We start from the raw sequence: 25,206 nt of genomic DNA on the forward strand, positions 1-25,206 counted from the left end.
CTTTTCAGAGCATTTGACGCAAATTTAGTAAAAAAGCATAAACTAAAATATGATAACTTATTTACAATCAATGAATTAGGAATATATAACATCGCGCTGCGTGTTACCCTCTTGCTATTCCTAATTTCATTTTTTTTTACAAAAATAAAAACAAAATATGAATAGAAAATAACATCACTATTAATCATACGGCTTACCTATTTACTTTTTTTATCCTGAGCACTTTCCTTTTTTGATTGACCTCAAATTTTTCTGAATATAAATTCTCCTTAACTATTAAATCAATTTACTTCTTTCAGAGCCTTCGCTACTACCTTTTTTTGATGCTTTTTATTTCAAGATTTAGAATTAGGAAAGGACTTATAAAAGGGCAAAGTATGAAGCCCGTCTTATGTAGTCCGGCTAACTTCTAAATCTTGCTCATTTGCATCTACTATAAAAAAGTAGTAGCGACGTGGAAAAATAGTTTTTAGGAGAGTCTGTTTTGAAGAAAATCATATCTTTACAGCACAAAGACGACTAAATAATATGAAGCTCTTTGTTTTATGAAGTTTGGTGAATCATTCGGTGAAACATCAAAGTGATTTTCAGTGAAAGTACTGTGGATAGGGCGTTTGTTTTAAAATAAATTATCCTGCCACCCCGACCATTAGAAGCCTTGAACGAAAGTTCAGGGCTTTTTTTTTGTTTAAAAATCATTAGAAAATATAGCAGGTTTTATCGATGCTTCGGAACTACCACTCCGACCATTAGAAGCCTTGAACCAAAGTTCAGGGCTTTTTTTTGTTCAAAAATCAATAGAAAACAGAGCAGGTTCTCCCGATGCTTCGGGACTGCCACCCCGACCATTAGAAGCCTTGAACGAAAGTTCAGGGCTTTTTTTTTGTATGAAAATCATTAGAAAATATAGTAGGTTCTCCCGATGCTTCGGGACTGCACTCCCCGACCACTAGAAGATTTGAATGAAAGTTCATGGCTTTTTTTTGTTTGAAAATCATTAGAAAATGTAGCAGGTACTCCCTATACTTCGGGACTGCACTCCCCCGACCAAGACCATTACTAAATGCTATTAAAACCTTGTTAATATATTGATTATCAATATTTTTTGATTTTAGGCCATTTATAGTATTTAATCCTAAATCATATAAAGTTAGTACGATTCGGTGACCTCTTATTATTTCGGGCATATCATCGATTGATGCTAAGAATCTAAAATCAGAGAATATTGTAATTGGAATTGATAGAGGAGAATGAATATTTACCGCAAGGGTTAAAACAGAAAAACCGGTAAATCCCCAATTCTTTCAAAAGTTATCGAACTTATTAAAAAATATTCGATGTATGCAGAATGTTCTGGATATTTAATGCCGGTGTTTTTCAACCAAATAAACCAATGAATATTTAAAGGAGTTGGCAATCAAAACTAAATTAAAAGAACTCAACTTTGATGTCTCATGTCTAAGTCCAATAAAGCGAACCTCTTTTTCTGAAATTGAGTTTTTCGAAATGAAAGAATAAGTGATAAGTGGCATGGACCATCAAAGTTCTAAATGAACTGATTAACGGCTAGAATTTGAGATTTAATACAAATTATAATGGAAAAGACAGGGTTGCTAAGCATTTTACGCAAAATCAAGGAAATCAAGAATTTAAAATTATATAATTTATTGATAATCAGTAAATTGTAGTTGTGTAACGGGGACTCTGACCGTTACCCTCTTGCTTTTCCCCCTCTTAGGTTTATACCCCGTATGAATTTTGAAAAAAGATTTTAGATATTAATAAGGACTAAAAATTTTAATATAAACTGAATGGATAGAAAAAATGTAATTTTCTAAATACTACATTTGTAAAATTAAAGTTATTACAAAATTTTAAAAAGGAAATACTTGCAGATTTTAAGCTTATTATTATCTACATATAATATTGATCAAAAACGAAAATCAATTTAATGAAACCCACAACTCAATACACTAAGAATGCTCGAATAAACATCGCCTATCAGGTATTTGGTTCGGGTTCTATAGACCTGGTATATATTCCAGGATGGGTTTCTAATATAGACTTGATGTGGGCATGTCCAGAACTGGTTAATTTTTTTACTGAATTAGGAAAAATAGCTCGTGTTATATTATTCGATAAACGAGGTACAGGACTTTCAGATCGAGTTACCGAGCTTTCTACTCTTGAAGAAAGAATGGATGATCTTCGCGCGGTCATGGATGCTGTAGGTTCTGAAAAAGCTGTTTTATTTGGTCATTCAGAAGGAGGGTCTGTTTCTGCATTATTCGCAGCTACCTATCCAAAACGTACTATTTCGCTTATAACTTTTGGAATCTTTGCCAAGCGCATTTATTCTAAAAATTATCCATGGGCACCTACTCATGAGGAACGCCAAGTGGTTTATGATATGATTGAAAACAGTTGGGGAAGCGGAGAAATGAATTTGGAATCTCTTGCGCCTTCTAAAACCAATGATAAAGTGTTTATGGACTGGCTGGCAAATTATCTTCGATCTGGTGCCAGCCCTAGTGCTGCGCTGGTACTTACCAAAATGAATACCGAGGTAGATATTGTTGATATTCTGGGATCAATTAAAGTGCCTACCCTCATCATGCAGCGTACTAATGATGTGGATGTAAAAATTGAAGAAGGAAGATTTATTGCCGAAAGGATTGAAGGAGCTAGGTTCGTGGAACTTGAAGGAGACGACCATCTTTTTTGGGTAGGTAATACCAAGGAAGTACTGGATCATATGAAAGCCTTTATTTTAAACGAAAATACCGTTGAAAATACTGAGCAGCAACTTTTTACCATAGGAGCTGCAAAGATAATTTCAGATCAAAGGCCAAATCAAAGGCAGCAGGAATTTTTTACACAATATGTCGAACAGTACCGCGGAAAAGTTATTGAAAGCGACGGGCAAACGTTTATAGCTACTTTTGAAGGTCCTAGTAAGGCAATAAATTGCGGTCTTGGCCTAATTGAAACAGCAAAAACTTTAAACGCGCAACTTGTCTTAGGTGTTCATATCAAGGAATCGCCTGTAGACGAAGCACATTTTATAAGTAGAGAAACAAATCTAACCTTAGAATCTATTTTTGAACAGGCCCAACCAAATCAAATCTTAGTTACCCAGACCGTAAAATATCTTCTTTCGGGAGCAGGTTTAAGTTTTTCTCAACATAAAACAGTATTTGACCCCAACAGTGGTGAGTCTATAATTCTGTATTCAGTTGTAGATGAGTCCAAACTTGATTTACAAAATGATACTCCTTATAAATTCCAGCTTCCTAAAAACGATTCATTCCTGGAAAATGTACTCCAGCAAATAGATGATCATCTGGGCGATGAACTCTTTAGCGTTGAAATCCTATGTAATGAATTAGCAATTAGTGAAAGACAGTTACAGCGAAAGCTAAAAGCTATAACTAACAAGTCACCTATCCAGTTAATATCTTCCGTTCGCCTACACCGCGCAAAAGAACTTCTTCTTAAAGGAGAATATAATATTGCTGAAATTTCTTACCAAGCAGGTTTTTCTAATCCTTCCTATTTTTCAAAATCCTTTAAAAAGGAATTCGGAATAACTCCATCAGCTTTGCAGCAAAAGGAGTTCTAAAATGATCTCCCTCTACTGGACACCTTTTTTTTCCGCACCTTAAAAAAGACAATCTTTTATAAACTTATGCATTGAAAATATAATCTCAATGTACTGTTATTCAAGTTTTAAGACGTAAAATGTCGGAAATGTGATAGCCTGTCGGAATTGTTATTAGGAATGTCGGGAATGTTGATTTTTTCGACGTTTTAGTACTAACAAGAAGGCTCTTCTTCAATTTACATTTGCCCAGGTAAAATAATAAAAATACCGGGCAGTATGAAAAAATATATTCTTATAACTTTAGTATTCAGCTTAATAGGTTTGTTGTCTTTTTCTCAACAGAAAAATATAACCGGGCCTAAAGCTAAAAATCGCAAACACTGGGTAGGTCATAATTTCAATACTCAGATAATTCTTAAAATTCATGATCATAATCCTGTAACCGGGCCTAAAGCTAAAAATAGCTATGGTAAGAAGGATGATTGTGATACCTACCATTTCATGCCATTTGAAAGGACCATTATTGAAGGTCCTAAATTCAAAAACCAGCATTTAAAAAATTCAAATACTAAGAAGGAAGATCTTTCCTTTTTCACTCAATTATAAACTTTTATTGATCATCATTTAAAAAAAGAAAATCATGAGAACTCTAGAACACTTAAGAATAAAAACTAAATCATCCATAAGAACTACTTGGAATACAAAAAGAAGACACCGCTCAACTATGTATAATTTTAAAAATCAATAATTATGAAAACGTTTAAATGTGAGTACATCTGGCTCGATGGCTATAAACCAGAAGCAAACTTAAGAAGTAAAACAAAAATTATTTCAGTAAATGAAGAACCTACCCTTAAAGACATGCCAGTATGGTCTTATGACGGGAGTTCAACCCAGCAGGCCGAAGGCAGTTCTTCAGATTGTATTTTAAAACCGGTAAAAGTATGGAAAGATGCTGGTCGTGAAAATGGATATTTGGTAATGTGTGAAGTTTTCAATGCTGACCTTACCCCTCATAAAACCAACAACAGATCCAAATATGAGGAGGCTTTAGATTTCTGGTTCGGTTTTGAACAGGAATACGTTATTACTAAAAACGGGCTTCCTTTAGGTTTCCCAACAGAAGGATACCCTGCGCCTCAGGGCAAATATTATTGCGGTATTGGCGTCAAGAATGTGGTTGCTCGTGATTTTGTAGAAGAACATCTTGACCTATGCTTGGCCTGCGGTCTAAATATTACGGGCATCAACGCAGAGGTTATGGTGGGACAATGGGAATTTCAATTATTAGGTAAAAGTGCTAAAACGGCTGCAGATGATTTATGGCTGGCGAGATATTTACTTTTCAGAATTGCTGAAAAGCATGGCTTGGAAATCGAGTTACATCCTAAACCTGTAAAAGGTGACTGGAATGGCTCCGGAATGCACGCCAACTTCTCTAATGAACAAATGAGATCTGAAGGTGGAGAAGCATATTTTAAAAATATCCTTAGAAACCTATCGGCTACTCATCAAGATCATATTGCAAACTACGGTTCTATGAACCATGAAAGACTAACAGGTCTTCATGAAACTCAATCTATAGATCAATTTTCATATGGAGTAAGTGATCGTGGAGCATCAATAAGAATCCCTATTACGACAGTAGAAAATGACTGGAAAGGTTATTTGGAAGACAGACGTCCTGCTTCTAATGCCTGCCCTTACCTAATCACATCAAAAATCGTTGAAACTGTTACTCAAAAAGAATTGGCTTATTAAAATTCAGTGATTACTAGTTAAATAATAGGCTGCTGGAGATATATCTATTATTCTTAGTTAGGGCTAAAATATGATAACTCAGGCAGCCTATTTATTTCAATTAAAAAAACTACATATGATTACCACCACACAAATTGATAATAATGCTGCTGATTCCCTTTTCAGAATGTTGGATCATGAAGGCAAAAACAGTATAGATCCAGATAAATTCCTGAGACAGTTATCGGGAGCTGGTATTCTCCAGGATGATCCCAGAATACGGGAGCTTCTTGCCTTGCCTCAGTTTAGACAGCAGATCACTAAAGGAAATCAAATAGCGAAAACCGAATTTAATGAAATTCTACAGCAGAATGCACTGGTGAAAAAATCACTTTCCAAAAACCTGGTCATCCCTGATTTTGAAACTTTCTGTCAACAAATACAAGATATTTTTTTAGATACTCAAAGAAATAAAGGAGGAAAAGTAGCCGATTATATCCCTCAATTAGCGAGGGTAGATCCAGAGCAGTTTGCTATTTCAATTTGTACCGTAGACGGTCAACGATATTCTATTGGAGATTCCAGCACCGATTTCTGTCTTCAATCCTCGTGTAAGCCTATAAATTACTGTTTAGCTCTGGAAGAGTTGGGAGAGGAAAAAGTACATACACATGTAGGGCGTGAGCCTAGCGGGCAATCCTTCAATGAATTGGCCTTGAATCTTAAAGGTTTACCACATAATCCTATGATAAATGCAGGGGCTATGATGAGCTGTTCGCTTATTGATAATAAAAACAATATTGCCGATCGTTTTGATAAGGTAAATAAAACATGGCAGGCACTATGTGGCGGAAAAAAGATGAGTTTCAATAACTCAGTTTATTTATCTGAAAGACAAACAGCCGATAGAAATTTTGCCTTAGCATACTTCATGCGGGAAAAAAATGCCTTTCCGGAAAACACAAATCTTACTGAAACGCTGGAATTTTATTTTCAAAGTTGTTCAATTGAATCCAGTACTTATGATCTTTCGGTTGCGGCAGCGACTCTCGCAAACGCAGGTACAAATCCGTTAACAGGAAACTCGATTTTCAAGTCTTCTACTGTTCAAAATTGCCTTTCTCTAATGTTAAGCTGCGGGATGTACGATTTCTCAGGAGAGTTCGCTTTTAAAATAGGATTACCTGCAAAAAGTGGAGTGTCAGGAGCACTTATGCTGGTGATTCCAAATCTTATGGGAATAAGTATCTGGTCGCCAAGATTAGATGCGGTAGGCAATAGTGTTAGAGGTGTAGAATTCTGCGAACGTCTGGTAGAACGTTTTAGTTTTCATCCATATGATTCGCTTACAGGACATTCTACTAAAGTGAATCCGCGTAAGAAAGAAAATGAGTTTAAGGCTTCAAAAGTTATGGAGTTAATACGGTCGGCTAGCCATGGTGATCTAGATGAAATATTAAGATTAGAGGCTGAAGGAGTGAATCCTGATATTTCAGATTATGACGGGCGTACACCACTTCATCTGGCTGCCTGTGAAGATCAAATTGAAGTGGTAAAACATCTAATTCAGAAAGAAGTTCAATTGTCACCCAAGGATCGATGGGGGAATACTCCGTTGGAGGATGCTAAAAAATTTAAAAATAAAGACATCGTAAACCTACTTGAAAATGCAATCAAATCTCAAAACAAGGATTACAATAAATCTAAAATTTTAGTCTCTAAAAAATAAAAAAGAAATGATGAATTCAGGAGATACCGCATTTGTGCTAATTGCAACGGCAATGGTAATGCTAATGACACCAGCAGGTCTAGCACTTCTTTATGGAGGATTGTCCAATAAAAAAAATGTTATGAATACGGTTGGGATGAGCTATGTAGCGTTTTGCCTGGCCAACATTGTCTGGGTAGTCGCTGGTTACAGCATTGCTTTTGGACCTGATGGACACCCCGTTTTTGGATCGGTTAAAAATCTGTTTTTGAAAAACATTCCTATAGATCAATTAGTTGGATCTATTCCAGAAATGTTGTTTGTAGCTTTTCAAGGTGTTTTTGCTGCTATTGCTGTTGCCTTGGTTTGCGGCTCGGTAGTTGGCCGTTTAAAATTTAAAAGCTGGATCATATTTTCTATACTTTGGGTGCTATTTGTTTATGCTCCTCTAGTGAGGATGATTTGGGGAGAAGGATTGTTAAATGGACTTGGAGATCTCGATTTTGCAGGTGGTACAGTAATTCATATAAATGCCGGAGTTGCTGGCTTATTACTATCAATTTTACTGGGAAAAAGGAAAGAGAAGAATTTGTTCGAGGCTTCCCCATCTTCTTCAAAATTGACCATTTTAGGTTCTGCAATTTTGTGGTTTGGTTGGTTCGGTTTTAATGCAGGTAGTCAGCTTGCTGCAGACGGTATTGCTGCTAATGCCTTGCTGGTTACAAATGTTGCTGCCTGCGCCGGTGGACTCGCGTGGATGGGTATAGAATGGTACTCCAGAAAAAAACCTTCAATTTTAGGTTTGGCGTCTGGTGCGATATCGGGGTTAGTGGGAATAACCCCTGCGGCTGGATATGTAGGAATGGACGGAGCATTAATTATTGGTCTTGTCTCGGGACTTGTTGGCTACTATGGAGTTGTACATTTGAAAAAAACTTTAAACTATGACGATACGCTGGATGTTTTTGGTATTCATGGACTTGTGGGTATTTGGGGCGCTTTAGCTACCGGCCTTTTTGCTGATCCTTCCATAAATGGAGAAGCAGGTTTATTCTATGGAAATCCCTATCAAATGATTCCTCAAATTAAAGTAATTGCATTGACTATAGCTTTCTCTCTCACAGGTACTTTTATACTATATAAATTTACCGGATTCCTTACAAGAGGTACCAGAGTAGATGAGGTTACCGAACTTAGAGGAATTGATAAGGCTTATCACAAAGAGAAAAGCTTTTCCTGATATTACTAAAGTCAGAATTTTATTTAATTTCAAACCTGAAAAATTTTTAAACTAGGTGCCGTTTTTGAAATGGATTATTTTCCTATGAGTGTGTTTAGATATTTCTCAAATTTAATTATTTGCTATTCTGATTCCGAATTGGTGACCTTTTGAAACGAAGGTTTTGACAGCTTACTATTAATAATGTTTTCGGCAATTGGTGTAGGTTCTGCACTCCCCGACTAAAAAAAGCCTTGAATGAAAGTTCAGGGCTTTTTTTTGTTTGAAAATCAATGAAAATATAACAGGTTCACCCGATACTTCGGGACTGCACTCCCCGACCAACAGAAGCCTTGAACGAAAGTTCAGGGCTTTTTTGTTTAAAAATTAGCTAGGCATAACTTTACTCCCACAACAGGGATTTGGATAGATTACGCATCGAAAAGTTTATAAAATTGTAAACACTATAAATTAGCTGTTCCTCAGAATTATGCTTGAGCTATAGAAGTTAAATTGAGTGATGATATTGAAAAGATTAATGAATTCTGCCAATTTAACATTGTCATTAATATTCGTTACCTATGTATTCAATCTTTAATCCTGCCCTTCAGAAGTATATTACTTAAGATGAAAAAGAAAAAGTGAGCAGATAAGGCCGCTTTAAATATTTAGAAATCTGTGGTATTAAACCCTACTAGAATAAAAAGGTCTAACTTGAAAAGCCAGACCTTTTTTTGTAAATATTTTAACTTATCCATTATAGTTTGGCTTCATTAAGGGCTTCTTTGAATTCTTCCGTAGTAAATATATGGCTAGTAATCATCCTTAAATTCATTAGAGCACCTTTAAACGTATCTAAGCCCGGTAGCTTAGCACTTCCGCTAGCATCGGCTATTACAGCAACTTCAAAACCTTCTTCTAATAATTGGCGGGTGTGTGACTCTAGACAAAGGTTTGTAGACATTCCAGCCATAAGCACCTTTTGAACTTTATATTTTCTTAATTGTAGGCTAAGGTCACTGTTCTGGGGACCGTATATTTTATGAGGGTTACATAAAATAATATTATCTTTTTCCAAGTATTGTTTGAATTCATCTAAAAAATCTGCGCCAGAATTTTCAAAACCTTCCATATTCAGTCTTCCTTTTCGCATATACATTTCTTTAGAGTGCATGAATTTTTCCAGAGCCCCACCAAATTTCCAGCCTTTGTCTGTAGGAAAAAAATAATGTGGGGAAATAAAAACTTTTATACCATTTTCCTGTGCCAGCTTAAAAACTTGGCTCATATTTTCTATGGTATTATTTTCCTTTACGCTCTCTTTTACAATCGGCCATGCCACTCCATCGGATCTCAGGAAATCATTTTGAGGATCTGTGATTACAATCGCGGTATTTTTATCAATTTCAAATCCTGGATCTGGAATTCCTGCTTCTTTCGCTGCTTTAATAACTTCCCATTCATTACTTTTCATAATATTTTAAATTTTGATTATTATTATTATTATTTCATCCTAACTCGGGATGGATACAAGTAAAAGTAGCGCAGGCTCTAGACACTATTTGTCAGGAAATTGACATTAGTCTTTTATTTAACAAGAGGTAATGAATCTTTTAACTATTTTCAATGAGGTGTTAAGGTCCAAATTAAACTAACAAGAACAGTTTCTATTGAAGAAAACAAATGGAATTCAGAAAGTCTATGAGGTTTCAAGTTTTTTGAAATCCAGGATACTGATATATGTTCTATCATAATCTATAATATTATGCTTTTTTAAATAGCTGAAAACACTGGAAACTTCCTGTCTGTTGGTAGAAGTGAGTTTAGCTATTTTATCATGCGTAAGACTATTTTTTATTCTGAATATACCATTGCTATTTTCTGAAGTATTCACACTGTCTTTGAGAAATTCGATAATCCGTTGCTGATTACTTTTGAATATTAGGTCTTCCAGTCTTTTCTGGGTTTTTTCCAATCTTTCCTCCAGGATTTGACTGAATTTAAAATTTAGCATGGGTACCTGAAGTAATAACTCTTTCATTTTATTTTCCTTCATGATGCATAGTGAAACCTTATCCTCAGCAATTGCTGCTTCTTTTCTTTTATCCTTTCCCATAACCGAAGCTTCACCAAAAATCTCACCTGGATATAAGATGTTTAAGATAAATTCTTTTCCTTTTTTATTGAATTTAGATATTCGTATTCGTCCCACTTTTATAAAATAAATACTGTGAGCAAGATCATCCTGAAAATATATCACTTCATTCTTCTCAATTGTTTTCATTTCGGTGTTTCGATGAATAAATTTTTTTTCGGCCACACTGAGTTCGAAAAAACAATCAAAATTTTCTAAGTGCCAGGTGTTAAGATTTTGATCCATATCTCTATCTGTCCTTGTGTTTTTATTTAACTTAAAAATATGTTTTATTCTTATACTTTATCTTATAATATATTTAAAAATTAAAATATTCACAAACTTTAATCATAATTCTATCAATGAGATTAAATTTGATTTGAAAGAAATTTTCAATGTTTTTTTTTAAAAATCATCATTATTTGTTTGGCGATATCTGATAATTACAATTAACAACAATGGACTTTTTTATTTGGATTGAATTTAGTAAACAATGCGCGAAAATCTTTTTTAAGAACACAAACAAAATAGGAGGTGCGCCCTGCCACCAGTACAAAAAAGACTTAAACGAAAGTTTGAGGCTTTTTTTTTAAAAAATTGCCAAAAATTGGGTTTTTAACAGATGTTTCGAAACTATTATCTAAAGCAACTACTTTTACTTGCTTATAACATCAGTCATAATAAACTCCTTTTCATTAATTTCACTTTCACTGTTTTCATCTTCCGGCAACATGTTCATGATCATTGAATTTACTATTCTACTCTTAATTAAGTCGGGTTTTACAATTCTTGCTCTATGGAACACACCTAAGGTTTCTCGGTCTAATTTCGGGTTGCTGTTGTTAATGAAAACAATCTTATAAGTGTCTTTCTCAAAAGGTTTTACTTTGGTGATAAAAGGCGCAAGTAAAGATTCATCGCTTATAAATACCGGAGAGAAATTTTTAAGATAATCTGTTGGGCGAGCCTCGCCTTCATTTGCATATTTAAAATAGTCTGCTAAATACAGCTCACTATCTATTTCGCTTGGCTCATATCCTAACATCAAAAATGATTGATCTCCTGCATTATCTATATGGTACGGCGTATTAACTTGTTGATCAAAGCGCACAAGCCAATGATAGGTCAATTTTTTATTGAATTGTTTTTGTAGTGTATTTGGATAGTTCCTTCTTTAGGTCAACCATAATACCCCTAAATTGATAGGAGTCTATATCTTTCCCAAAATCCAGATGAACGAAGCCTGACTTATCAGTAGTTGTCCCAAATACATTTTCGATACAATACTGAGCGATATTTTCTATGTTGACTTCTTTTATTTCCATGCTGACTCAATTATAATCCTAATTTAAAATCTTTTACTGTTAACCTATTTTGTAATTTATTATTGGACCAGGTTACCTTTGTCCATGACTCGTAGGTTACATAAGCATTCTAGATAGATTATTTATATTCAAGCTTCATCAACTATAGAGTATCTATTACATCAAAACCAACAAAAGTCTAAAAGGAAATTGTCTATCAATACTGACGTTTTGCTTATAAAGAGCTTATAACTACCAGTAATCTTGTTTTTAGTTAAATCAAAAGTCACTTTAACAATGCCATATTCGGTGCTATAAAATGTTTTCTTCTATGTACCAATATTTTAAAATTTTGTAATAAAACTTTCAATCCCAATTTCACCAATCATCCATTAAATCAGTTACATATTGATTTAAGGTGCCTTTATTGAATTTTGAATATAGCACGGGTGTGTGACTATCCGAAAAATAGTTTGAAAACTCCGGGTTAGAATCCAGTAGATAATCTTTAAATTCTTCGGGATTTTTAGACTTCCTAGCGCAGTTTCTCAACAGTTTAGTAAGCTCCTTTTTACTTAAATTTTGTAACCCTATTTGGAACTTTTCATTGGACTTTCTTGATTCTCTCAAAAAAGCACGATACTTAAAATTTTCATTAGAGATCACTTTCGTGGAATAGCTGGTAATTCTATTTTCGGGTACGGTCTCTATCGCTTCTTTATAAGTGAATTTATAAGCTCGAAAGTTCATCTGAGCAGTAATCGATACAGAATATAATACTATGGCTATTGTTAAGAATAAATTTTTCATAATAGTAAAATTTAGAAACTAACCAATTGTTTAGTTTAAGTTAAAAAATATGTTAGACGTTATTAAGTACGTTCTCTATATAATTTCACAATTGAGTTTTACTAAAAATTCTTGTTTTCTATGTCAATCCAAACATAAAAATGTTTAGAAAAACTGCTTATTGATCTAATTTTTTATCATAATACAAAGTTAAACTATTGGCAATCAATATAAAAGACTTTTCGATAGCTTTTTATGCGCTAATGAGATACTAAACAGTTTATTAAAAAATGTTAGGATTAATGGAGATTTTGTTGAGGCTTAGAGTTTATGATTTTTAAGTTCACTACTTCCAATTTTCAGGTCTTCTATCATAAGTTTTTCTTGCTGCGCTATTTCTTCCCTTGCCCTGAAAATATATTCTTTTTCATCCTTAGGTGCAGCCGCTAATCGCTTTAAACCCTCTACATCCAGTTTGATGAATTTCTTTGCTTGCGCTTTGGTAGCGTCTACATCAAAGCCCATGTAAAATAGTAGATCACTGGCCATTTCAACCGAGGTGTCAAGCGATTCTCTATAAATATCTTCAATACCTATATTATGTAATTTATAAGCATCTTCGCGATTTCTTGCTCGAACCATTAATTTCACCTGTGGATATTTCTCCTTCAGTTTTTTCATCAGCTTTGGAGTAAGGTCTGGATTATCTATGGCTGAAATTAAAAAGTCAGCTTCAGCGATTCCTGCAGATTCCAGTAAATCAATTCTTGACACATCCCCATAATATACTTCAAATCCCATTTTTCTTAAAAAATCTACCCGATTCGAATTCTGCTCAATTACAGTAGTTTTTATACCGTGAATTCGAAGAAATCTCACAATGGTACTTCCAAAGTGTCCAAAGCCTAACAAGATCACCTTATGAGTTTCTTCGATGGCATCCATGGGTCTTTTATCAGCTTCAATAGTGCCGATTCGGGGTAAGAGTAATTTCTCATTTAATAACCAAAGAATTGGGGTTAATGTCATAGTAAGTGCCGTTACAACCAATAAAATATCCAGTTGTTCCTGAGTAAAGATGTTGAGTTGAAAAGCAAATGAGATCAAAACAAAGGCAAACTCCCCAATTTGAGCCAAGCCAACGGTTAATAGCAATCTTTGGTCTAATTTTAATTTGAAAATCAATCCTACAATAAAAAGAACAAGCGCTTTTAAAATAATTACACCAATTACAAGACCTGCTATCATTAGTGGTTTTTCCGCTATTACAGTAAAATTAATAGATGCTCCTACCGCCATAAAGAACAGCCCTAAAAGCAAGCCTTTAAATGGGTCTAAGGTGCTATCGAGTTCATGTTTAAACTCACTGGTAGCCAAAACAACTCCCCCAAGGAAAGCACCAAGTGCGGGGCTTAAACCCACCAAACCCATGAGGTAAGAAATGCTTATTACAATTAATAGCGCAGCCGCCACTAAAAGTTCTCTTACTCCCGTTTTGGCAACTAATCTTAACATGGGAACAATTAAATAACGGCCTGCAAAAATAATTGCAATAACTGTAAAGATAATTGATAGTGCCTGTAGACCCAAAGGCAAATTATCAAGGAGATTTTCATGCCCCTCTTCTAACCCATTTTCGCCAACGCTTGCGCTGGAAACCGAAGACAATAATGGGAGAATACCCAACATGATAATTACAATGATATCTTGAAAAAGAAGGATGGAAAAGGAAGAAGTTCCATAAGTAGTATTCATCAGGCCTTTCTCCTTATTTGTTTGCAGCGTAATTGCAGTAGAAGAAAGGGCTATTGCCATAGCTATAGTCAGAGAGACCTGCCATTCTAATCCAAATGCATAGAAAACCAAATAGGAAAGAAGCATAGTCCCAAAAACCTGGGTAAACCCCATACCAAGAATTACTCTCCGCATTTTCCAAAAGCTCTTGGGTTCTATCTCAAGTCCAATTAAAAAAAGCATCATCACCACGCCAAATTCTGCGAATTCTAGAATATCTTCTCCTTCATGCCCAATAAAACCTAATATATAAGGACCAATTAGAATTCCGGCCAGCAAATAACCAATCACCGAACTCAAGCCTAACTTTTTAACAATAGGGACACAAATAATTGCCGCAGCTAGAAAAACTATGGCCTCGAAAAGAATACTTCCACTCATATCACTATATCTTCATAAATTAATTTTGTTTGCTGAGTTTTCTATTGGTTTTTTTAAAGTAATAGTCTTTTATTTCAAAGTCTTAGAGTCAGCAAAAAAAGTATTCGAATTCCATTTCATAAAGTTCTGTAACCAATCAATTGATTTAAGTTCCAATTCCTCCAAAGATACAGTGTCCATTCCTTAACTCTTTTAAGTTTTCTATAATAAACTGTCAATCGCTTTAATCTGGTGCTGATCGGGCTAAATTAGCTATGAGTTATTATTGATTTTTTAGCCCGATTATTTTCTTCAATATTTAGTTTGAATAAGCACCCGAAGAATAAGTTAATTCATAACTATGGGTGTAAATCTCAAATACAATTCCAAATGGATCTTCTACATAACACATTTTGTAAGGTTTGTCATTTGGATAATATTCTCTAATTGGCATTCTTTGTTTACCTCCATGAGAAACTATTTCTTGCACTAAATTCTCAATATTAGGATCTTGAATACAAAAATGGAAAAGTCCGGTATTAAAAGGATTAAATTCCGGGGCTTCTTTACTTGCGTGAGGAAAAGAAAATAGCTCAATTCCAATACCGTCTGAAGTAGACATATGAGCGATCTCAAATTCTTCCCAATCTTCTCCAAAAACATCAATACACATTTGCCCAATAGCAGTTTCTTTTTCTTTTTTCACTGTTGAAGGTTCCATAATAATATACCAGCCCATAACATCTGAATAAAATTTTACAGCCTCTTTTATATTCGGAACTGTAATTCCAATATGTGAAAAGGATTTTGGATAATTCTCTTTAGTTTTCATCTTAATTTAATTTTTATAGCGCTAAATAAAGATATATTTGCCTCTTAAGCAATAAGTTACCTAAAAGTTATATAGGTTACTAAAAGAGTGAATTGCTGATAATGAACAATTTAAAACTTTATAATGATTAAAGATTTTTGTCCTCTCAATCTCACTATGAATCTAATAGGTACAAAATGGAAGCCTTTGGTCTTATTTCATTTATTAGATGGATGTGTTCGTTCTGGAATATTAAAGAAAAAAGTTCCAGATATTTCCAATAAGATGTTTACTCAAACCGTTCGGGAATTAGAAAAAGATGGACTTATAAGCAGAAAAGTGTTTCCCGTTGTTCCTCCTAAAGTGGAATATGAACTCACAGATAGAGGCAGGTCTCTAGAACAAATTTTAAGAAGTTTGGACGCGTGGGGTAAAGAAATGTCTTCTGATTAAAATTTTTATTGAAGTATTGAGTAAAAATCAAATCAAAATGGGGAAGTCGGCTATAAAAATTACTATTTGAAATAACAGATATTACGTATAGCTATTTACAGATTATAATTTCCGTTGGCCCATTTTATTGTGGGCTTCAGCCAAGCCGAGAGCGGTTTAAATAAAAATCCGTGTCCCATTCCGGTATTCAGTTCAATTTCCTTAAAGTGACCAATTTTGCAATCAGATTTTTTTTGGCGCTCTAATGCAGAAACACCAAATGAATCTGTACGTTCATAAATATTTAGGATATTTCCGCAATAATTAATATCCGCCAGATTTTCCATGTCACTAACTCTAAAACTTCCAATAAATACAAAATTCAACTTTGGATTATTTACAAACGTAGAAACATACTGAGCAATATAACCACCTTTTGAAGTTCCAACTACAGTAATTTTTCTAGGTTCAATTCCACTATTTAGTAAGCTGTCAATTTGAGTTTTAACTCTTAAAGCATAAGCTCGTATGTTTACATTTTTGTTTCTTTTTTCGCTTATAACATTAAAGCCACTTTTTTTAAATTCATTAATAATTTCTAAAAATGCTGAGCGTCCAAATTCTGGATGCAGCTCGTCCAATTCGTGTTCCTCTAAAAACCTGTTGTGAAGAAAGAAAATAAACTTGTCTTCATTATCCTTTCCATAAGCAAAAGATGCCGAGCAAAAAATGAGGGCGATTAAAAGACTTATTTTCATCATTTAAAGATTTTAATTAAAAATGAGAAGTATACCAAAGTGAAGGAATAGAAAATATTTCATACTTTTCGATTTAGAACAAAGATAGCAGCAATAGCCAAGTTTAAATTTTAGCTCTAATTTACTGTTTTTGGAAAACTTGATAACCAAATTTAAATCCCATCAACAAATTTTGTAAAGTATCTGTACTCTTTTATAAAATTTTAGTGTGTTACTGCCTTCAGCCCTATTATAGATCCAATTAAAGTGGTAAGAAAAAACAATCTCATAAAGCTTGCAGGTTCTTTAAAGACCAGAATACCTACTAAAACAGTTCCTATAGCTCCAATTCCCGTCCATACTACGTACACGGTTCCGATTGGCATTGTTTGAGTTACTTTAATTAGAAGCCCCATACTAATCATAAGAGCAACCACAAAGCCCGCATACCATAAATACATTTCAGTTCCTGTAGCTTCTTTTGTTTTTCCCAAACAGAAAGCAAAAGCTACTTCAAATAAGCCTGCAATAATTAAAAAAATCCAATTCATAGCCTTTTTTTTCCTGCAAAAGACGGAAATATTATTGAAGATAAATTTTACATATGCTGAAAAATTAAATTCTATTTCAACTTTGCCTAAAGTCGATTATCAATTTCTCTATAATAAGATCAAGATGTAATGGTGTTTTTATTGATTCCGCCTAAACCGAACGATCAAGCTTTCGGTTTAAAATTCTTTGAATTCTCGTTGATTCTAGAAGATATCTCAACAATTGCGAGCTACTAATCCACTCTTATTCAATACTTAAATAAAATAATTTTTGAAAAAAAATTAAGAATTGCTACATTTTAAGTAACTTTATTCTCTTATTCTTACAAATTTCACCTCCCCAAAATTTAAGAATTGATAAGTTCAAAATAACAGTTTTGAATAACTTAATATTTATGGAGCAAACAGCAGCTTTAATAGAAGAACCAAGAATAAAGAACAAGCACACCGATGATCTAATAGATCATTACTGGGGCAGCATTAACTATGTTACGAGTCTTATTAAAGCTTCAGAATTAAAGGCGGGGCTTATACTTACCTTCTATGGAATCTTATTAAATTTTATTTACCAAAGCTGGGGGATGCTTATACAAGAGGTTTTCAGCGATTTACTGTTTGATGTACTGGCTGGTTTTTGGTTTTTTTGTACTGCAGCATCCATATTTTTTAGTGTGCGCTGTTTTATGCCAAAAATAGAAGGTAATTATGATAAGAACATTTTCTTTTTTGGAGATGTGATTTCTAAGTTTGGAAATATTAAGCAATTCAGTAAAACCTTTTATGATATAAGTCTTGATGAGGATCAGCTTTTTGAGCAATTAGGTGAGCAAATTTATATTATTTCGAAAATTGCCGCTTGGAAATTCAGAAATGTTAAAAGGTCAATTCACCTGCTAGCATTGAGTCTTTTTTTATTGCTTGTAGTTGTGGTTTATTATATCCTCGCAACTTTATGATTATCAAAAGGTGAAAATATTGATGGCTAATTAAATTTTATTATGATGAAAAATGAATCAAAATACTGGTCTAAACAAGAATTAAAGATCTATATCTTATTACTGTGTGCAAAAGCAGACTCTATTGAATCTGATGTAGAAATCAATATGATAAAATCTAAAATAGATTCAAAAACCTTTGATAGATTATATAAAGAGTTTTCCTGTGACGATGAAGATCTTTGTCTGGATAAAATTCAGTCTGCAGTTGCAAAACACGAATATTCCAACAAAGAACTTAAGGGACTTAGAAAAGAAATACATGAATTATTTTTATCAGATAAACAATACAATCTGAAAGAGCGGAATCTAGATAGACTTCTGGATACTATGCTCTATTGATATATAGATAATGTATAGCTACTTAACAATACAATGAAGAGATAAAGACTATCTAGCTTTTCTTTGATATATGCTCAACAGCGGGATTATTTAAGCTTTAATATTGAGTGTTTTAACCATTTAACCTAATTTTTAAAATTCATCAGGATTTATATAATCTTATCTAAAAAATAAATAATCCAGTTTAAAAGGAAATATAGTTAACTTGAGTACCTGTTTTAAAGCCATTATTTATTTAAGAACTCATGCCAATATTCAATTTTAAGATTCTAATTATTGTTGCTATTAGCGCATTTATCATGAGTTGTAATAAAACTGCATCTGTAGAAACCTTGCCTGAGCCGGTTTTGGTGAAAGCTATAAAAAAAAGTGAGTTAGAGAAAGAAATAGACCTAAAGAGATCCTATTGTTTTAGAAATGAGATTCCCTTCAAAGATAATTCTGAAGATATTGATATCCTTGAATTAAAACTAGATGTTATTGGGAACTCCGTATCTGGGATCTATAATTGGCTTCCCAAATTTAAGGACAGAAGAGAAGGAACAATAACCGGGCTTATAGAAAAAAACATTATCAAGGGAAAATACCAATTCATTCAAGAAGGAAAAGAACAAACCATACCTATCGTTATTAAATTAAACGAAGATTCTGTTATTATTTCTGATGACAAAAATGGTGTTGGAATAGGTGCAGTAATCAATAGAACAAACTGTTCGCTTTAATTTATTTCTGCTGTAGTTTTAATTTATAATAAGTACCGTTCCAGAGAAAAAAAGCAAAACCAATAGTACTTTTTTAAAGTAGAATTCATCTATTTTGGAGTATACCACTTTCCCTATGTACTGGGCCAAAAGAAATACTGGAAAGATAATCAAAGCTACTTTCCAATGATCAAAGGTTAAAATCCCATTTACACTTAGCATGGGAATTCGTACTAAGGTAATTAACCCCATAATTCCTATCATAGTGGCTCGAAAGGTTGTAACATCTATCGACATATTCTTTACAGAAATCACATATAACGGACCACCTGTAGAAAACACCCCTGAAAAGAAACCTCCTAAAATTCCTAACATCGTAACTAATTTTCTCCCTACTTGAAAATCAGCTTTTATTAAAGAAACATAGATAACATATAAAATTATAAAGATGCCTAGGGCTTTCTTAAGAAGAATAGGATTTGTGAAAGCAAGAACTAAAATTCCTAATACAACTCCAATTAAAGTGGGAAAAGCCAATTTATATAAAATAGAAAAGTCTATGTTATTCCATTCCTTATTTATAAGGAAAACACTTGAAAAAATATAGAATATAGAAATATAGGCAATTGCATCTGGAAGGCCAACACTAAGCAGCAATATGGGCAAGGCAATTAAAGACCCCGCAAAACCTACTACAGTCTGCACGAAAAAACCAAAAAAAATAGCTACTGAAACAATCAAATAGAGATCTATTTCCATAATAATCATATAATTTCAAACAAAATTACATGGTCAAGCTTTGATTATGAAACTGAAAAAATGGTATAATCAATATAATACCAATTAATAAATGTAAATTTAGGTAATAAATCAATTATTCAATGTTAGATAGAATAGACCGAAAGATTATAGAGGTATTGCAACAAAATTCCAGAGCATCTTTTGTGGAAATTGGAAAACAAATTCCACTTTCAGCTTCTTCTGCAAGGGAACGCATTCAAAAATTGGAAGACTTAGAAATAATAAAGGCTTATAGCTTAAAAGTAGATCATGCTAAAATGGGTTTTGGCTTAGAGGTCTTTATCATGATAAAATTATTTAGTGGAAAACTAAAAAGTTTTATGGGAGCGATAGATTCTTTTCCTGAGGTAAAAAGAGCTTCAAGAATAACTGGTTCCCATAATATACATATGAAGGTAGTATTAAAGGATCAATTACATCTTCAACAATTTATAGACAAGCTTATAAATTACGGGGAACCCACCACGCATTTAATACTTTCAGAGTTGAAATAGCTTTTGGTTTTACTCTTTATCGATTATAAAATAATTTTCGTAGAGGATATTACTTATTCCTGTGATATTTTATTTTTTAACTCTACTTTTATCATCCCAAATACTACTTACAATAAACTTAACTGCTTCTAAATGCAGGTATTGGCATAATTAAATTTTAGAATAAAATTGACGTTATGAATACTATTTTAGAACCAGAAGTATCAACTCAGGAATCACTTTCCTATATCACTGCTGTAAAAATGCACGTGGATGAATTGTATGATAAACAAGAAATTTTCGGACTCTCATTAGAAACTTTAGAGCTTACCATAATATTTCAATCTCTATACACTAATAGAAAAGCTAACTGATGCAACTCCTTTTGCTTTAAATCAATTATTATCCATAACTCAGCACCTAGAACGCAATCTTATCAAGGAATTTAAATAAATTTTATTTTCAGTTTTAAGCTGAATTTTAAGCAGTTAGCAATAGCTGCTTTTTTATTTTTTATTTTTGATTAAAAAAACCTTGTTTTAAATATAAAGTAAGTTATATTTGCACCGCGAAAACGGTCGCGTAGCTCAGTTGGATAGAGCACCTGCCTTCTAAGCAGGCGGTCCCAGGTTCGAATCCTGGCGCGATCACGCTCAAAAACCCCGTACTTACGGGGTTTTTTTATTTTAAGAGAATTATTGCCTGAAAAATTTTGTTGAAAACGCACACTTTACGCACACAAATCGATATTTAACAATACTTTAGTATAATTGATGTCTTTCTGATGTATCCTGTCTGAAATTTCCATATCCAAAATAAATTTGATGATTATTTTTATAGATTGCGGGATCATTTATTCTTGGGTCTAGCTCTGTTATTATGGACTATGCGCAAATCTTTTTTAATTTTGCAAGAAGAATGGAATATTATTAATTCCTCAGATATGGTTTTTAGTGAATTTTATTGGATCATGACTAATTGTTGTGTTTTTGCAAAAATTGTGGTTAATCTGTAAAAAGGAAGAATTCTACATTTTTTACTCCCCTGAACTGTGCTCTAAAGGCTTTTATTTTTGCGTTGGAAGATTTGCCGATGTTATTATACTTCTGTATAAAATCCACTTTCAAATAAGTTCTCTAATTAATTTTGCCATTAATCAATATCTGAATTAAGTTCATTGAGCTTTTCATTAAGAAGGCTTTTTGACTTTTAATAAGTTGTGGAGTTTGTTCCTTATCCATTCAGCACATTCCCCTACATTCCGCGAAAAGCTTCATTTTGGAAAAAGCGCTTCATTATAGTAGCCTTGGACACAACTCCAAAGCTTCCGATTTCCATTCCACTTGCCCACTCATTCCCGAGAAAAATCGGGAAGCGGCCAAACTCCATTCCCATCTACATCCTTGAAGTCAAGTCCGCTTTAAATTCATCTAAACAAGAGCAGTTTGTTTTCATATCCATTTCAGCACATTCCCCAGCATTCCGCGAAAAGCTCCTTTCCGGGTAAAGAGCTTCACTACAAAAAGTCTTGGACACAATCCAAAAATTACACATTTCCATTTCGCTACCCCGATAAAAAATCGGAACACTTCATTACAACTTATAATTTTTGGGTTGAGTCCGCCAGTATGGAATTCAATTTATTATTCTTTTTTCCTCTTCAAATTCCTTTAATACTTCCCATGTTTATTTAAACCCACTCCCCGACCTCCACTGTCTTTACCTTTTTTGTAATGCAAAATACCATGATTTAGAAGTTAGTCCAGACTGCATAAAGCCGGTCACTGCGCTCCCTTTTTATAAGTCCTCCCTAATTCTAAATCCTGAAACTGTATCAGCATCAAAAAAGGTAACAGTGAAGGCTCTACGGAAAGTAAATTTTAAAACAGAAACCATGAAATCTTATCAAATCCATAAAACTGAAGCGGAAAAAGAGTTAAAAAATCAAAAAAGGAAAACGCTCAGGATACAATAAGTAAATTTTTTGAACCTACCTGTGGGTTCTAGCAGGAAACTTAACAATTCATTTAATTTTTTCAATCATGAGTACACTTAGAAACAAAGTTCAATTAATCGGAAATGTGGGGAATGCCCCTGAAATCAAGAACCTAGAAAGCGGTAAAAAAGTAGCCAACTTTTCAATCGCTACCAATGAATTTTATAAAGATTCAAATGGTGAAAAAGTACAGGACACCCAATGGCACAATATTGTAGCCTGGGGAAAAATCGCAGATATCGTTGAAAGTTATGTAGGAAAAGGAAAAGAAATTGCCCTCGAAGGTAAACTGTCTTCCCGCTCCTATGAAACAAGCGAAGGCGAGAAAAGGTATGTTACCGAAGTGATAGCGAGTGAAATCCTGTTGCTAGGTAGTAAAAATGGAAACAATGCTGACGAATAGCATTTAAAATAAAAGAGGGCGTTCCCTTGATAGTTGCGCCCTCTTTTTAATATTAACCCTTATAATACAGATCAATATGAAAACTAAAGTTAATGAAATTTCGATAAAATATCAGGGAAATTTTAAAATGAAACAGGCTCCTAAGATTACTTCTTCAAATAGTGCAGTAGAATTATTATTTGAATCATGGGATAAAGACCGCATTGGTCTACAAGAATGCTTTAAGGTAATGCTTTTAAACAATTCTAATAAAGTTAAAGGAATTTTTGAAGTTTCCACCGGAGGAATCACAGGAACGCTTGTGGATGTACGAATCTTATTTGCAGTAATTTTAAAATCACTTACGACATCTATAATTTTAGCCCATAACCATCCCTCGGGAAATTTAAAACCCAGCGAAGCAGATAAACAACTGACGAATAAAATTAAAAATGCAGGTGAGTTTTTAGATATAAAATTATTGGATCATCTCATTATTATTCCAGATGGGGATTACTTCTCTTTTGCTGATGAAGGGATTTTATAAGAACATTTATAATATGATTTAAAACGGGTGATGATTTTCATTACCCGTTTTTCTATTTACAGAATTCTCAATTATTCCATCTATTAACTGAAGTTAATTTGAAAGGTTTGACTTATTCATCTTAAAAAATAGGTTTCATTTTTCAATCAAAAAAAAGGCTATTAAATTCATTTTAATAGTTGAAATTTTTGTCCCTACGGGACGAAAAGGAATAGCAAGAGGGTAACACGCAGAGCGATGTTAAGTTATTCCTTTTCGATTCAATTAACTGATTATTAGCGGTTTAAGATTTATAAAAAAATCATAAAATTATTGATTTGCGGCAAATAGCCTTGTAACCCCAGTAAAATGGTTTGATTTTGCGGCAAAAACAAAAATTGAACAGAAAATGAAAGTGTATATCAACATTCGTTTCAAAAAGAAAATTGCTGAACGTTTTCAGCAATTTTCTAAAACTCATTACAAATCTCATACGGAGACTATGGCAGGTATGTTGGATTTTTTCTTCTACAATGAGATTTCTCCAAAGGAGAATTTTGGGCCTACCGGAAGGCGTATTGAAAACAGTTTGAAGAAAAGAATAAATGCAGTGATCGCAATTATGAAAGATGTAGAAAAGAATAAAGCTAATCCCACTTTGGCAATTTTACAATCGCTTATGGAAGCGACTGATCCAAAAAACAAACAGCCTAAAAAAAGGGATTATGAAGAAGATGACACTCATCCTGATTTTTATAAATAACTCACTATGTATATCACAATCACAGCCCAGAAACTGGGAGCAAATTATTCACAAAGCGTTGCAGACTATGTAGATTACTTGGAAAAGGAAAACCAGCTTCCCGACATTGAAAGTGATCACGAATTTTTCTTCAATCAGAAGGAGGATGATATTTCTCCGGAAGTCGTAATAAAAGAAATAGATGCTAATACCACCAAGCTAAAAAAAATTGAACCGAAATTTTATTCCATTACTGTAAATCCCTCACAGTACGAATTGAAAAAACTTCAAAACAGCACAGAAGCTCTAAAACAATATACCAGGGAACTCATGAAAAATTATGCTTCCTGCTTTAACAGGGAAATCAATGGCCGGCCTGTTGATGTAAGTGATATTAAATATTTTGCAAAAATTGAGCACCAGAGGGCATTTAAAGGAACTGATATTCAAGTGAAGGAAAACCAGGTTTATGCCACAAAAATACTTCAGCTAAAGAATGAGATCCAAAAAATAAACAGGGGAATAATAGAAGGAAGTGTCAGAAAGATAGAAGGTGAAATTAAAAGCTTGGAGACAAATGCTCCTCATCAGCAAAATGGAAAACGGATCACACAGGGAATGCTCAAGGAAGGAAACCAAAGCCATATTCATATTATAGTGAGCCGTAAAGATGTTTCTAATTCCTTCAGTTTATCTCCTGGGAGTAAATACAAAGCCTCCGAAGTTGAAATGAATGGTAAAATGGTAAAAAGAGGATTTAACAGGGATGACTTTTTTCAGAAAGCAGAAAAAACATTTGATAAAAACTTTCAATACCAACGCAATTTCGTTGAAACCTATCAAGCACGGAAAGACTTTATTAAAAATCCGAAACTATATTTTTCTGCCATTATGGGGCTTCCCGCCTCAGAAAAAGCTCTGGCCATAAAGATGCTTCGGGAAACGGGAATGCCGATGATTCCAGTGGTTCCTTTCTCCAAAGCGCAACTAACAGTGAAACTTATTAAATCCATTCAGAAAGGAATTCATGCTGCCTTAAGATCTGGATCAATTGGAATTTAAATT

The 25,206-nt window shown here is 33.6% G+C and carries 25 protein-coding genes and 1 tRNA gene; 16 read left to right on the forward strand and 10 right to left on the reverse strand.

Going from position 1 to position 25,206, the window contains the following annotated elements:
• The first annotated feature begins 1,951 nt into the window (after nucleotides 1–1,951).
• From ES724_RS02250 to ES724_RS02270, 5 genes are all read left to right on the forward strand, one after another.
• Entirely contained in the window at nucleotides 1,952–3,622 is a 1,671-nt protein-coding gene (locus ES724_RS02250) for an alpha/beta fold hydrolase (protein WP_146928998.1), read from the forward strand.
• 258 nt (nucleotides 3,623–3,880) lie between these two features.
• The gene (locus ES724_RS02255) at nucleotides 3,881–4,210 is read left to right on the forward strand and encodes a hypothetical protein (RefSeq protein ID WP_146929000.1); all 330 of its coding nucleotides are present in this window, start codon (nucleotides 3,881–3,883) and stop codon (nucleotides 4,208–4,210) included.
• Between the two features lie 144 nt (nucleotides 4,211–4,354).
• A complete protein-coding gene (locus ES724_RS02260; protein WP_146929003.1) occupies nucleotides 4,355–5,365 on the forward strand; it encodes a glutamine synthetase beta-grasp domain-containing protein in 1,011 nt (336 codons plus the stop codon).
• A 115-nt stretch (nucleotides 5,366–5,480) separates the two neighbouring features.
• The gene (gene glsA / locus ES724_RS02265) at nucleotides 5,481–7,073 is read left to right on the forward strand and encodes a glutaminase A (protein ID WP_170249835.1); all 1,593 of its coding nucleotides are present in this window, start codon (nucleotides 5,481–5,483) and stop codon (nucleotides 7,071–7,073) included.
• Nucleotides 7,074–7,080: 7 nt separating this feature from the next.
• Nucleotides 7,081–8,292, forward strand: coding sequence for an ammonium transporter (locus ES724_RS02270; protein ID WP_146929009.1), 1,212 nt, complete (start codon nucleotides 7,081–7,083; stop codon nucleotides 8,290–8,292).
• A gap of 736 nt (nucleotides 8,293–9,028) precedes the next feature.
• On the opposite strand, the gene ES724_RS02275 is transcribed toward ES724_RS02270, so the two are convergent.
• From ES724_RS02275 to ES724_RS02300, 7 genes are all read right to left on the reverse strand, one after another.
• Nucleotides 9,029–9,745: a cysteine hydrolase gene (locus ES724_RS02275; RefSeq protein WP_146929012.1), complete on the reverse strand. Its 717-nt coding sequence runs from the start codon at nucleotides 9,743–9,745 to the stop codon at nucleotides 9,029–9,031.
• A 225-nt stretch (nucleotides 9,746–9,970) separates the two neighbouring features.
• Entirely contained in the window at nucleotides 9,971–10,555 is a 585-nt protein-coding gene (locus ES724_RS02280; RefSeq protein ID WP_246136797.1) for a Crp/Fnr family transcriptional regulator, read from the reverse strand.
• A 505-nt stretch (nucleotides 10,556–11,060) separates the two neighbouring features.
• Nucleotides 11,061–11,534 (reverse strand): hypothetical protein, encoded by a 474-nt coding sequence (locus tag ES724_RS02285; RefSeq protein WP_246136798.1) that lies wholly within the window; start codon nucleotides 11,532–11,534, stop codon nucleotides 11,061–11,063.
• Between the two features lie 4 nt (nucleotides 11,535–11,538).
• Nucleotides 11,539–11,730, reverse strand: coding sequence for a hypothetical protein (locus ES724_RS16660; protein ID WP_246136799.1), 192 nt, complete (start codon nucleotides 11,728–11,730; stop codon nucleotides 11,539–11,541).
• Between the two features lie 357 nt (nucleotides 11,731–12,087).
• Complete coding sequence (locus ES724_RS02290; protein ID WP_146929018.1) at nucleotides 12,088–12,519, reverse strand: hypothetical protein; 432 nt, start codon at nucleotides 12,517–12,519, stop codon at nucleotides 12,088–12,090.
• A gap of 300 nt (nucleotides 12,520–12,819) precedes the next feature.
• On the reverse strand, nucleotides 12,820–14,673 hold the full coding sequence (locus ES724_RS02295; RefSeq protein ID WP_146929021.1) for a monovalent cation:proton antiporter-2 (CPA2) family protein: 1,854 nt from the start codon (nucleotides 14,671–14,673) through the stop codon (nucleotides 12,820–12,822).
• Nucleotides 14,674–14,971: 298 nt separating this feature from the next.
• The gene (locus ES724_RS02300) at nucleotides 14,972–15,484 is read right to left on the reverse strand and encodes a VOC family protein (protein ID WP_146929023.1); all 513 of its coding nucleotides are present in this window, start codon (nucleotides 15,482–15,484) and stop codon (nucleotides 14,972–14,974) included.
• A 123-nt stretch (nucleotides 15,485–15,607) separates the two neighbouring features.
• Between ES724_RS02300 and ES724_RS02305 the strand changes: the two genes are divergently transcribed.
• Nucleotides 15,608–15,916, forward strand: a complete 309-nt coding sequence (locus tag ES724_RS02305; protein ID WP_146929025.1) for a winged helix-turn-helix transcriptional regulator — start codon at nucleotides 15,608–15,610, stop codon at nucleotides 15,914–15,916.
• A 95-nt stretch (nucleotides 15,917–16,011) separates the two neighbouring features.
• On the opposite strand, the gene ES724_RS02310 is transcribed toward ES724_RS02305, so the two are convergent.
• Together ES724_RS02310 and ES724_RS02315 are read right to left on the reverse strand one after the other, a co-directional pair.
• Nucleotides 16,012–16,653, reverse strand: coding sequence for an alpha/beta hydrolase (locus ES724_RS02310; RefSeq protein ID WP_146929903.1), 642 nt, complete (start codon nucleotides 16,651–16,653; stop codon nucleotides 16,012–16,014).
• A 203-nt stretch (nucleotides 16,654–16,856) separates the two neighbouring features.
• Nucleotides 16,857–17,183: a DMT family transporter gene (locus tag ES724_RS02315; protein WP_146929028.1), complete on the reverse strand. Its 327-nt coding sequence runs from the start codon at nucleotides 17,181–17,183 to the stop codon at nucleotides 16,857–16,859.
• Nucleotides 17,184–17,560: 377 nt separating this feature from the next.
• Between ES724_RS02315 and ES724_RS02320 the strand changes: the two genes are divergently transcribed.
• The 3 genes from ES724_RS02320 to ES724_RS02330 all read left to right on the forward strand — a co-directional run bounded on the left by ES724_RS02320 (nucleotide 17,561) and on the right by ES724_RS02330 (nucleotide 19,242).
• Complete coding sequence (locus tag ES724_RS02320) at nucleotides 17,561–18,139, forward strand: Pycsar system effector family protein (protein WP_246136800.1); 579 nt, start codon at nucleotides 17,561–17,563, stop codon at nucleotides 18,137–18,139.
• 42 nt (nucleotides 18,140–18,181) lie between these two features.
• On the forward strand, nucleotides 18,182–18,520 hold the full coding sequence (locus ES724_RS02325; protein WP_246136801.1) for a hypothetical protein: 339 nt from the start codon (nucleotides 18,182–18,184) through the stop codon (nucleotides 18,518–18,520).
• Between the two features lie 245 nt (nucleotides 18,521–18,765).
• Entirely contained in the window at nucleotides 18,766–19,242 is a 477-nt protein-coding gene (locus tag ES724_RS02330) for a hypothetical protein (protein WP_146929034.1), read from the forward strand.
• A gap of 18 nt (nucleotides 19,243–19,260) precedes the next feature.
• Here the strand turns inward: ES724_RS02330 and ES724_RS02335 are convergent, their stop codons facing one another.
• The gene (locus ES724_RS02335) at nucleotides 19,261–19,980 is read right to left on the reverse strand and encodes a sulfite exporter TauE/SafE family protein (RefSeq protein WP_146929037.1); all 720 of its coding nucleotides are present in this window, start codon (nucleotides 19,978–19,980) and stop codon (nucleotides 19,261–19,263) included.
• A 122-nt stretch (nucleotides 19,981–20,102) separates the two neighbouring features.
• Between ES724_RS02335 and ES724_RS02340 the strand changes: the two genes are divergently transcribed.
• The 7 genes from ES724_RS02340 (at nucleotide 20,103) to mobB (ending at nucleotide 25,203) form a co-directional block, all read left to right on the forward strand.
• Complete coding sequence (locus ES724_RS02340) at nucleotides 20,103–20,516, forward strand: Lrp/AsnC family transcriptional regulator (protein ID WP_146929040.1); 414 nt, start codon at nucleotides 20,103–20,105, stop codon at nucleotides 20,514–20,516.
• A gap of 176 nt (nucleotides 20,517–20,692) precedes the next feature.
• Nucleotides 20,693–20,869 (forward strand): hypothetical protein, encoded by a 177-nt coding sequence (locus ES724_RS02345; protein ID WP_246136802.1) that lies wholly within the window; start codon nucleotides 20,693–20,695, stop codon nucleotides 20,867–20,869.
• 202 nt (nucleotides 20,870–21,071) lie between these two features.
• Nucleotides 21,072–21,145 (forward strand) — tRNA-Arg (locus ES724_RS02350).
• Between the two features lie 1,392 nt (nucleotides 21,146–22,537).
• Nucleotides 22,538–22,894: a single-stranded DNA-binding protein gene (locus ES724_RS02355; RefSeq protein ID WP_146929043.1), complete on the forward strand. Its 357-nt coding sequence runs from the start codon at nucleotides 22,538–22,540 to the stop codon at nucleotides 22,892–22,894.
• Between the two features lie 76 nt (nucleotides 22,895–22,970).
• Complete coding sequence (locus ES724_RS02360; protein ID WP_006987890.1) at nucleotides 22,971–23,420, forward strand: JAB domain-containing protein; 450 nt, start codon at nucleotides 22,971–22,973, stop codon at nucleotides 23,418–23,420.
• 388 nt (nucleotides 23,421–23,808) lie between these two features.
• A complete protein-coding gene (locus tag ES724_RS02365) occupies nucleotides 23,809–24,162 on the forward strand; it encodes a BfmA/BtgA family mobilization protein (RefSeq protein ID WP_211362741.1) in 354 nt (117 codons plus the stop codon).
• A 6-nt stretch (nucleotides 24,163–24,168) separates the two neighbouring features.
• Nucleotides 24,169–25,203 carry a MobB family relaxase gene (mobB, locus tag ES724_RS02370; RefSeq protein WP_146929046.1) on the forward strand — a complete coding sequence of 345 codons (1,035 nt, stop codon included), beginning with the start codon at nucleotides 24,169–24,171 and terminating at the stop codon, nucleotides 25,201–25,203.
• Nucleotides 25,204–25,206 lie beyond the last annotated feature (3 nt).

Origin of the sequence: Gillisia hiemivivida (assembly GCF_007997295.1) — a bacterium.
Lineage (GTDB): Bacteria > Bacteroidota > Bacteroidia > Flavobacteriales > Flavobacteriaceae > Gillisia > Gillisia hiemivivida.

Bases quoted from the DNA above. Each gene is read 5' to 3' on its own strand.
- ES724_RS02250 (WP_146928998.1), top strand. From the start codon at position 1,952: ATGAAACCCACAACTCAATACACTAAGAATGCTCGAATAAACATCGCC.
- ES724_RS02255 (WP_146929000.1), top strand. From the start codon at position 3,881: ATGAAAAAATATATTCTTATAACTTTAGTATTCAGCTTAATAGGTTTG.
- ES724_RS02260 (WP_146929003.1), top strand. From the start codon at position 4,355: ATGAAAACGTTTAAATGTGAGTACATCTGGCTCGATGGCTATAAACCA.
- glsA (WP_170249835.1), top strand. From the start codon at position 5,481: ATGATTACCACCACACAAATTGATAATAATGCTGCTGATTCCCTTTTC.
- ES724_RS02270 (WP_146929009.1), top strand. From the start codon at position 7,081: ATGATGAATTCAGGAGATACCGCATTTGTGCTAATTGCAACGGCAATG.
- ES724_RS02275 (WP_146929012.1), bottom strand. From the start codon at position 9,745: ATGAAAAGTAATGAATGGGAAGTTATTAAAGCAGCGAAAGAAGCAGGA.
- ES724_RS02280 (WP_246136797.1), bottom strand. From the start codon at position 10,555: ATGAAAACAATTGAGAAGAATGAAGTGATATATTTTCAGGATGATCTT.
- ES724_RS16660 (WP_246136799.1), bottom strand. From the start codon at position 11,730: ATGGAAATAAAAGAAGTCAACATAGAAAATATCGCTCAGTATTGTATC.
- ES724_RS02290 (WP_146929018.1), bottom strand. From the start codon at position 12,519: ATGAAAAATTTATTCTTAACAATAGCCATAGTATTATATTCTGTATCG.
- ES724_RS02295 (WP_146929021.1), bottom strand. From the start codon at position 14,673: ATGAGTGGAAGTATTCTTTTCGAGGCCATAGTTTTTCTAGCTGCGGCA.
- ES724_RS02300 (WP_146929023.1), bottom strand. From the start codon at position 15,484: ATGAAAACTAAAGAGAATTATCCAAAATCCTTTTCACATATTGGAATT.
- ES724_RS02305 (WP_146929025.1), top strand. From the start codon at position 15,608: ATGATTAAAGATTTTTGTCCTCTCAATCTCACTATGAATCTAATAGGT.
- ES724_RS02310 (WP_146929903.1), bottom strand. From the start codon at position 16,653: ATGAAAATAAGTCTTTTAATCGCCCTCATTTTTTGCTCGGCATCTTTT.
- ES724_RS02315 (WP_146929028.1), bottom strand. From the start codon at position 17,183: ATGAATTGGATTTTTTTAATTATTGCAGGCTTATTTGAAGTAGCTTTT.
- ES724_RS02325 (WP_246136801.1), top strand. From the start codon at position 18,182: ATGATGAAAAATGAATCAAAATACTGGTCTAAACAAGAATTAAAGATC.
- ES724_RS02330 (WP_146929034.1), top strand. From the start codon at position 18,766: ATGCCAATATTCAATTTTAAGATTCTAATTATTGTTGCTATTAGCGCA.
- ES724_RS02335 (WP_146929037.1), bottom strand. From the start codon at position 19,980: ATGGAAATAGATCTCTATTTGATTGTTTCAGTAGCTATTTTTTTTGGT.
- ES724_RS02340 (WP_146929040.1), top strand. From the start codon at position 20,103: ATGTTAGATAGAATAGACCGAAAGATTATAGAGGTATTGCAACAAAAT.
- ES724_RS02345 (WP_246136802.1), top strand. From the start codon at position 20,693: ATGAATACTATTTTAGAACCAGAAGTATCAACTCAGGAATCACTTTCC.
- ES724_RS02355 (WP_146929043.1), top strand. From the start codon at position 22,538: ATGAGTACACTTAGAAACAAAGTTCAATTAATCGGAAATGTGGGGAAT.
- ES724_RS02360 (WP_006987890.1), top strand. From the start codon at position 22,971: ATGAAAACTAAAGTTAATGAAATTTCGATAAAATATCAGGGAAATTTT.
- ES724_RS02365 (WP_211362741.1), top strand. From the start codon at position 23,809: ATGAAAGTGTATATCAACATTCGTTTCAAAAAGAAAATTGCTGAACGT.
- mobB (WP_146929046.1), top strand. From the start codon at position 24,169: ATGTATATCACAATCACAGCCCAGAAACTGGGAGCAAATTATTCACAA.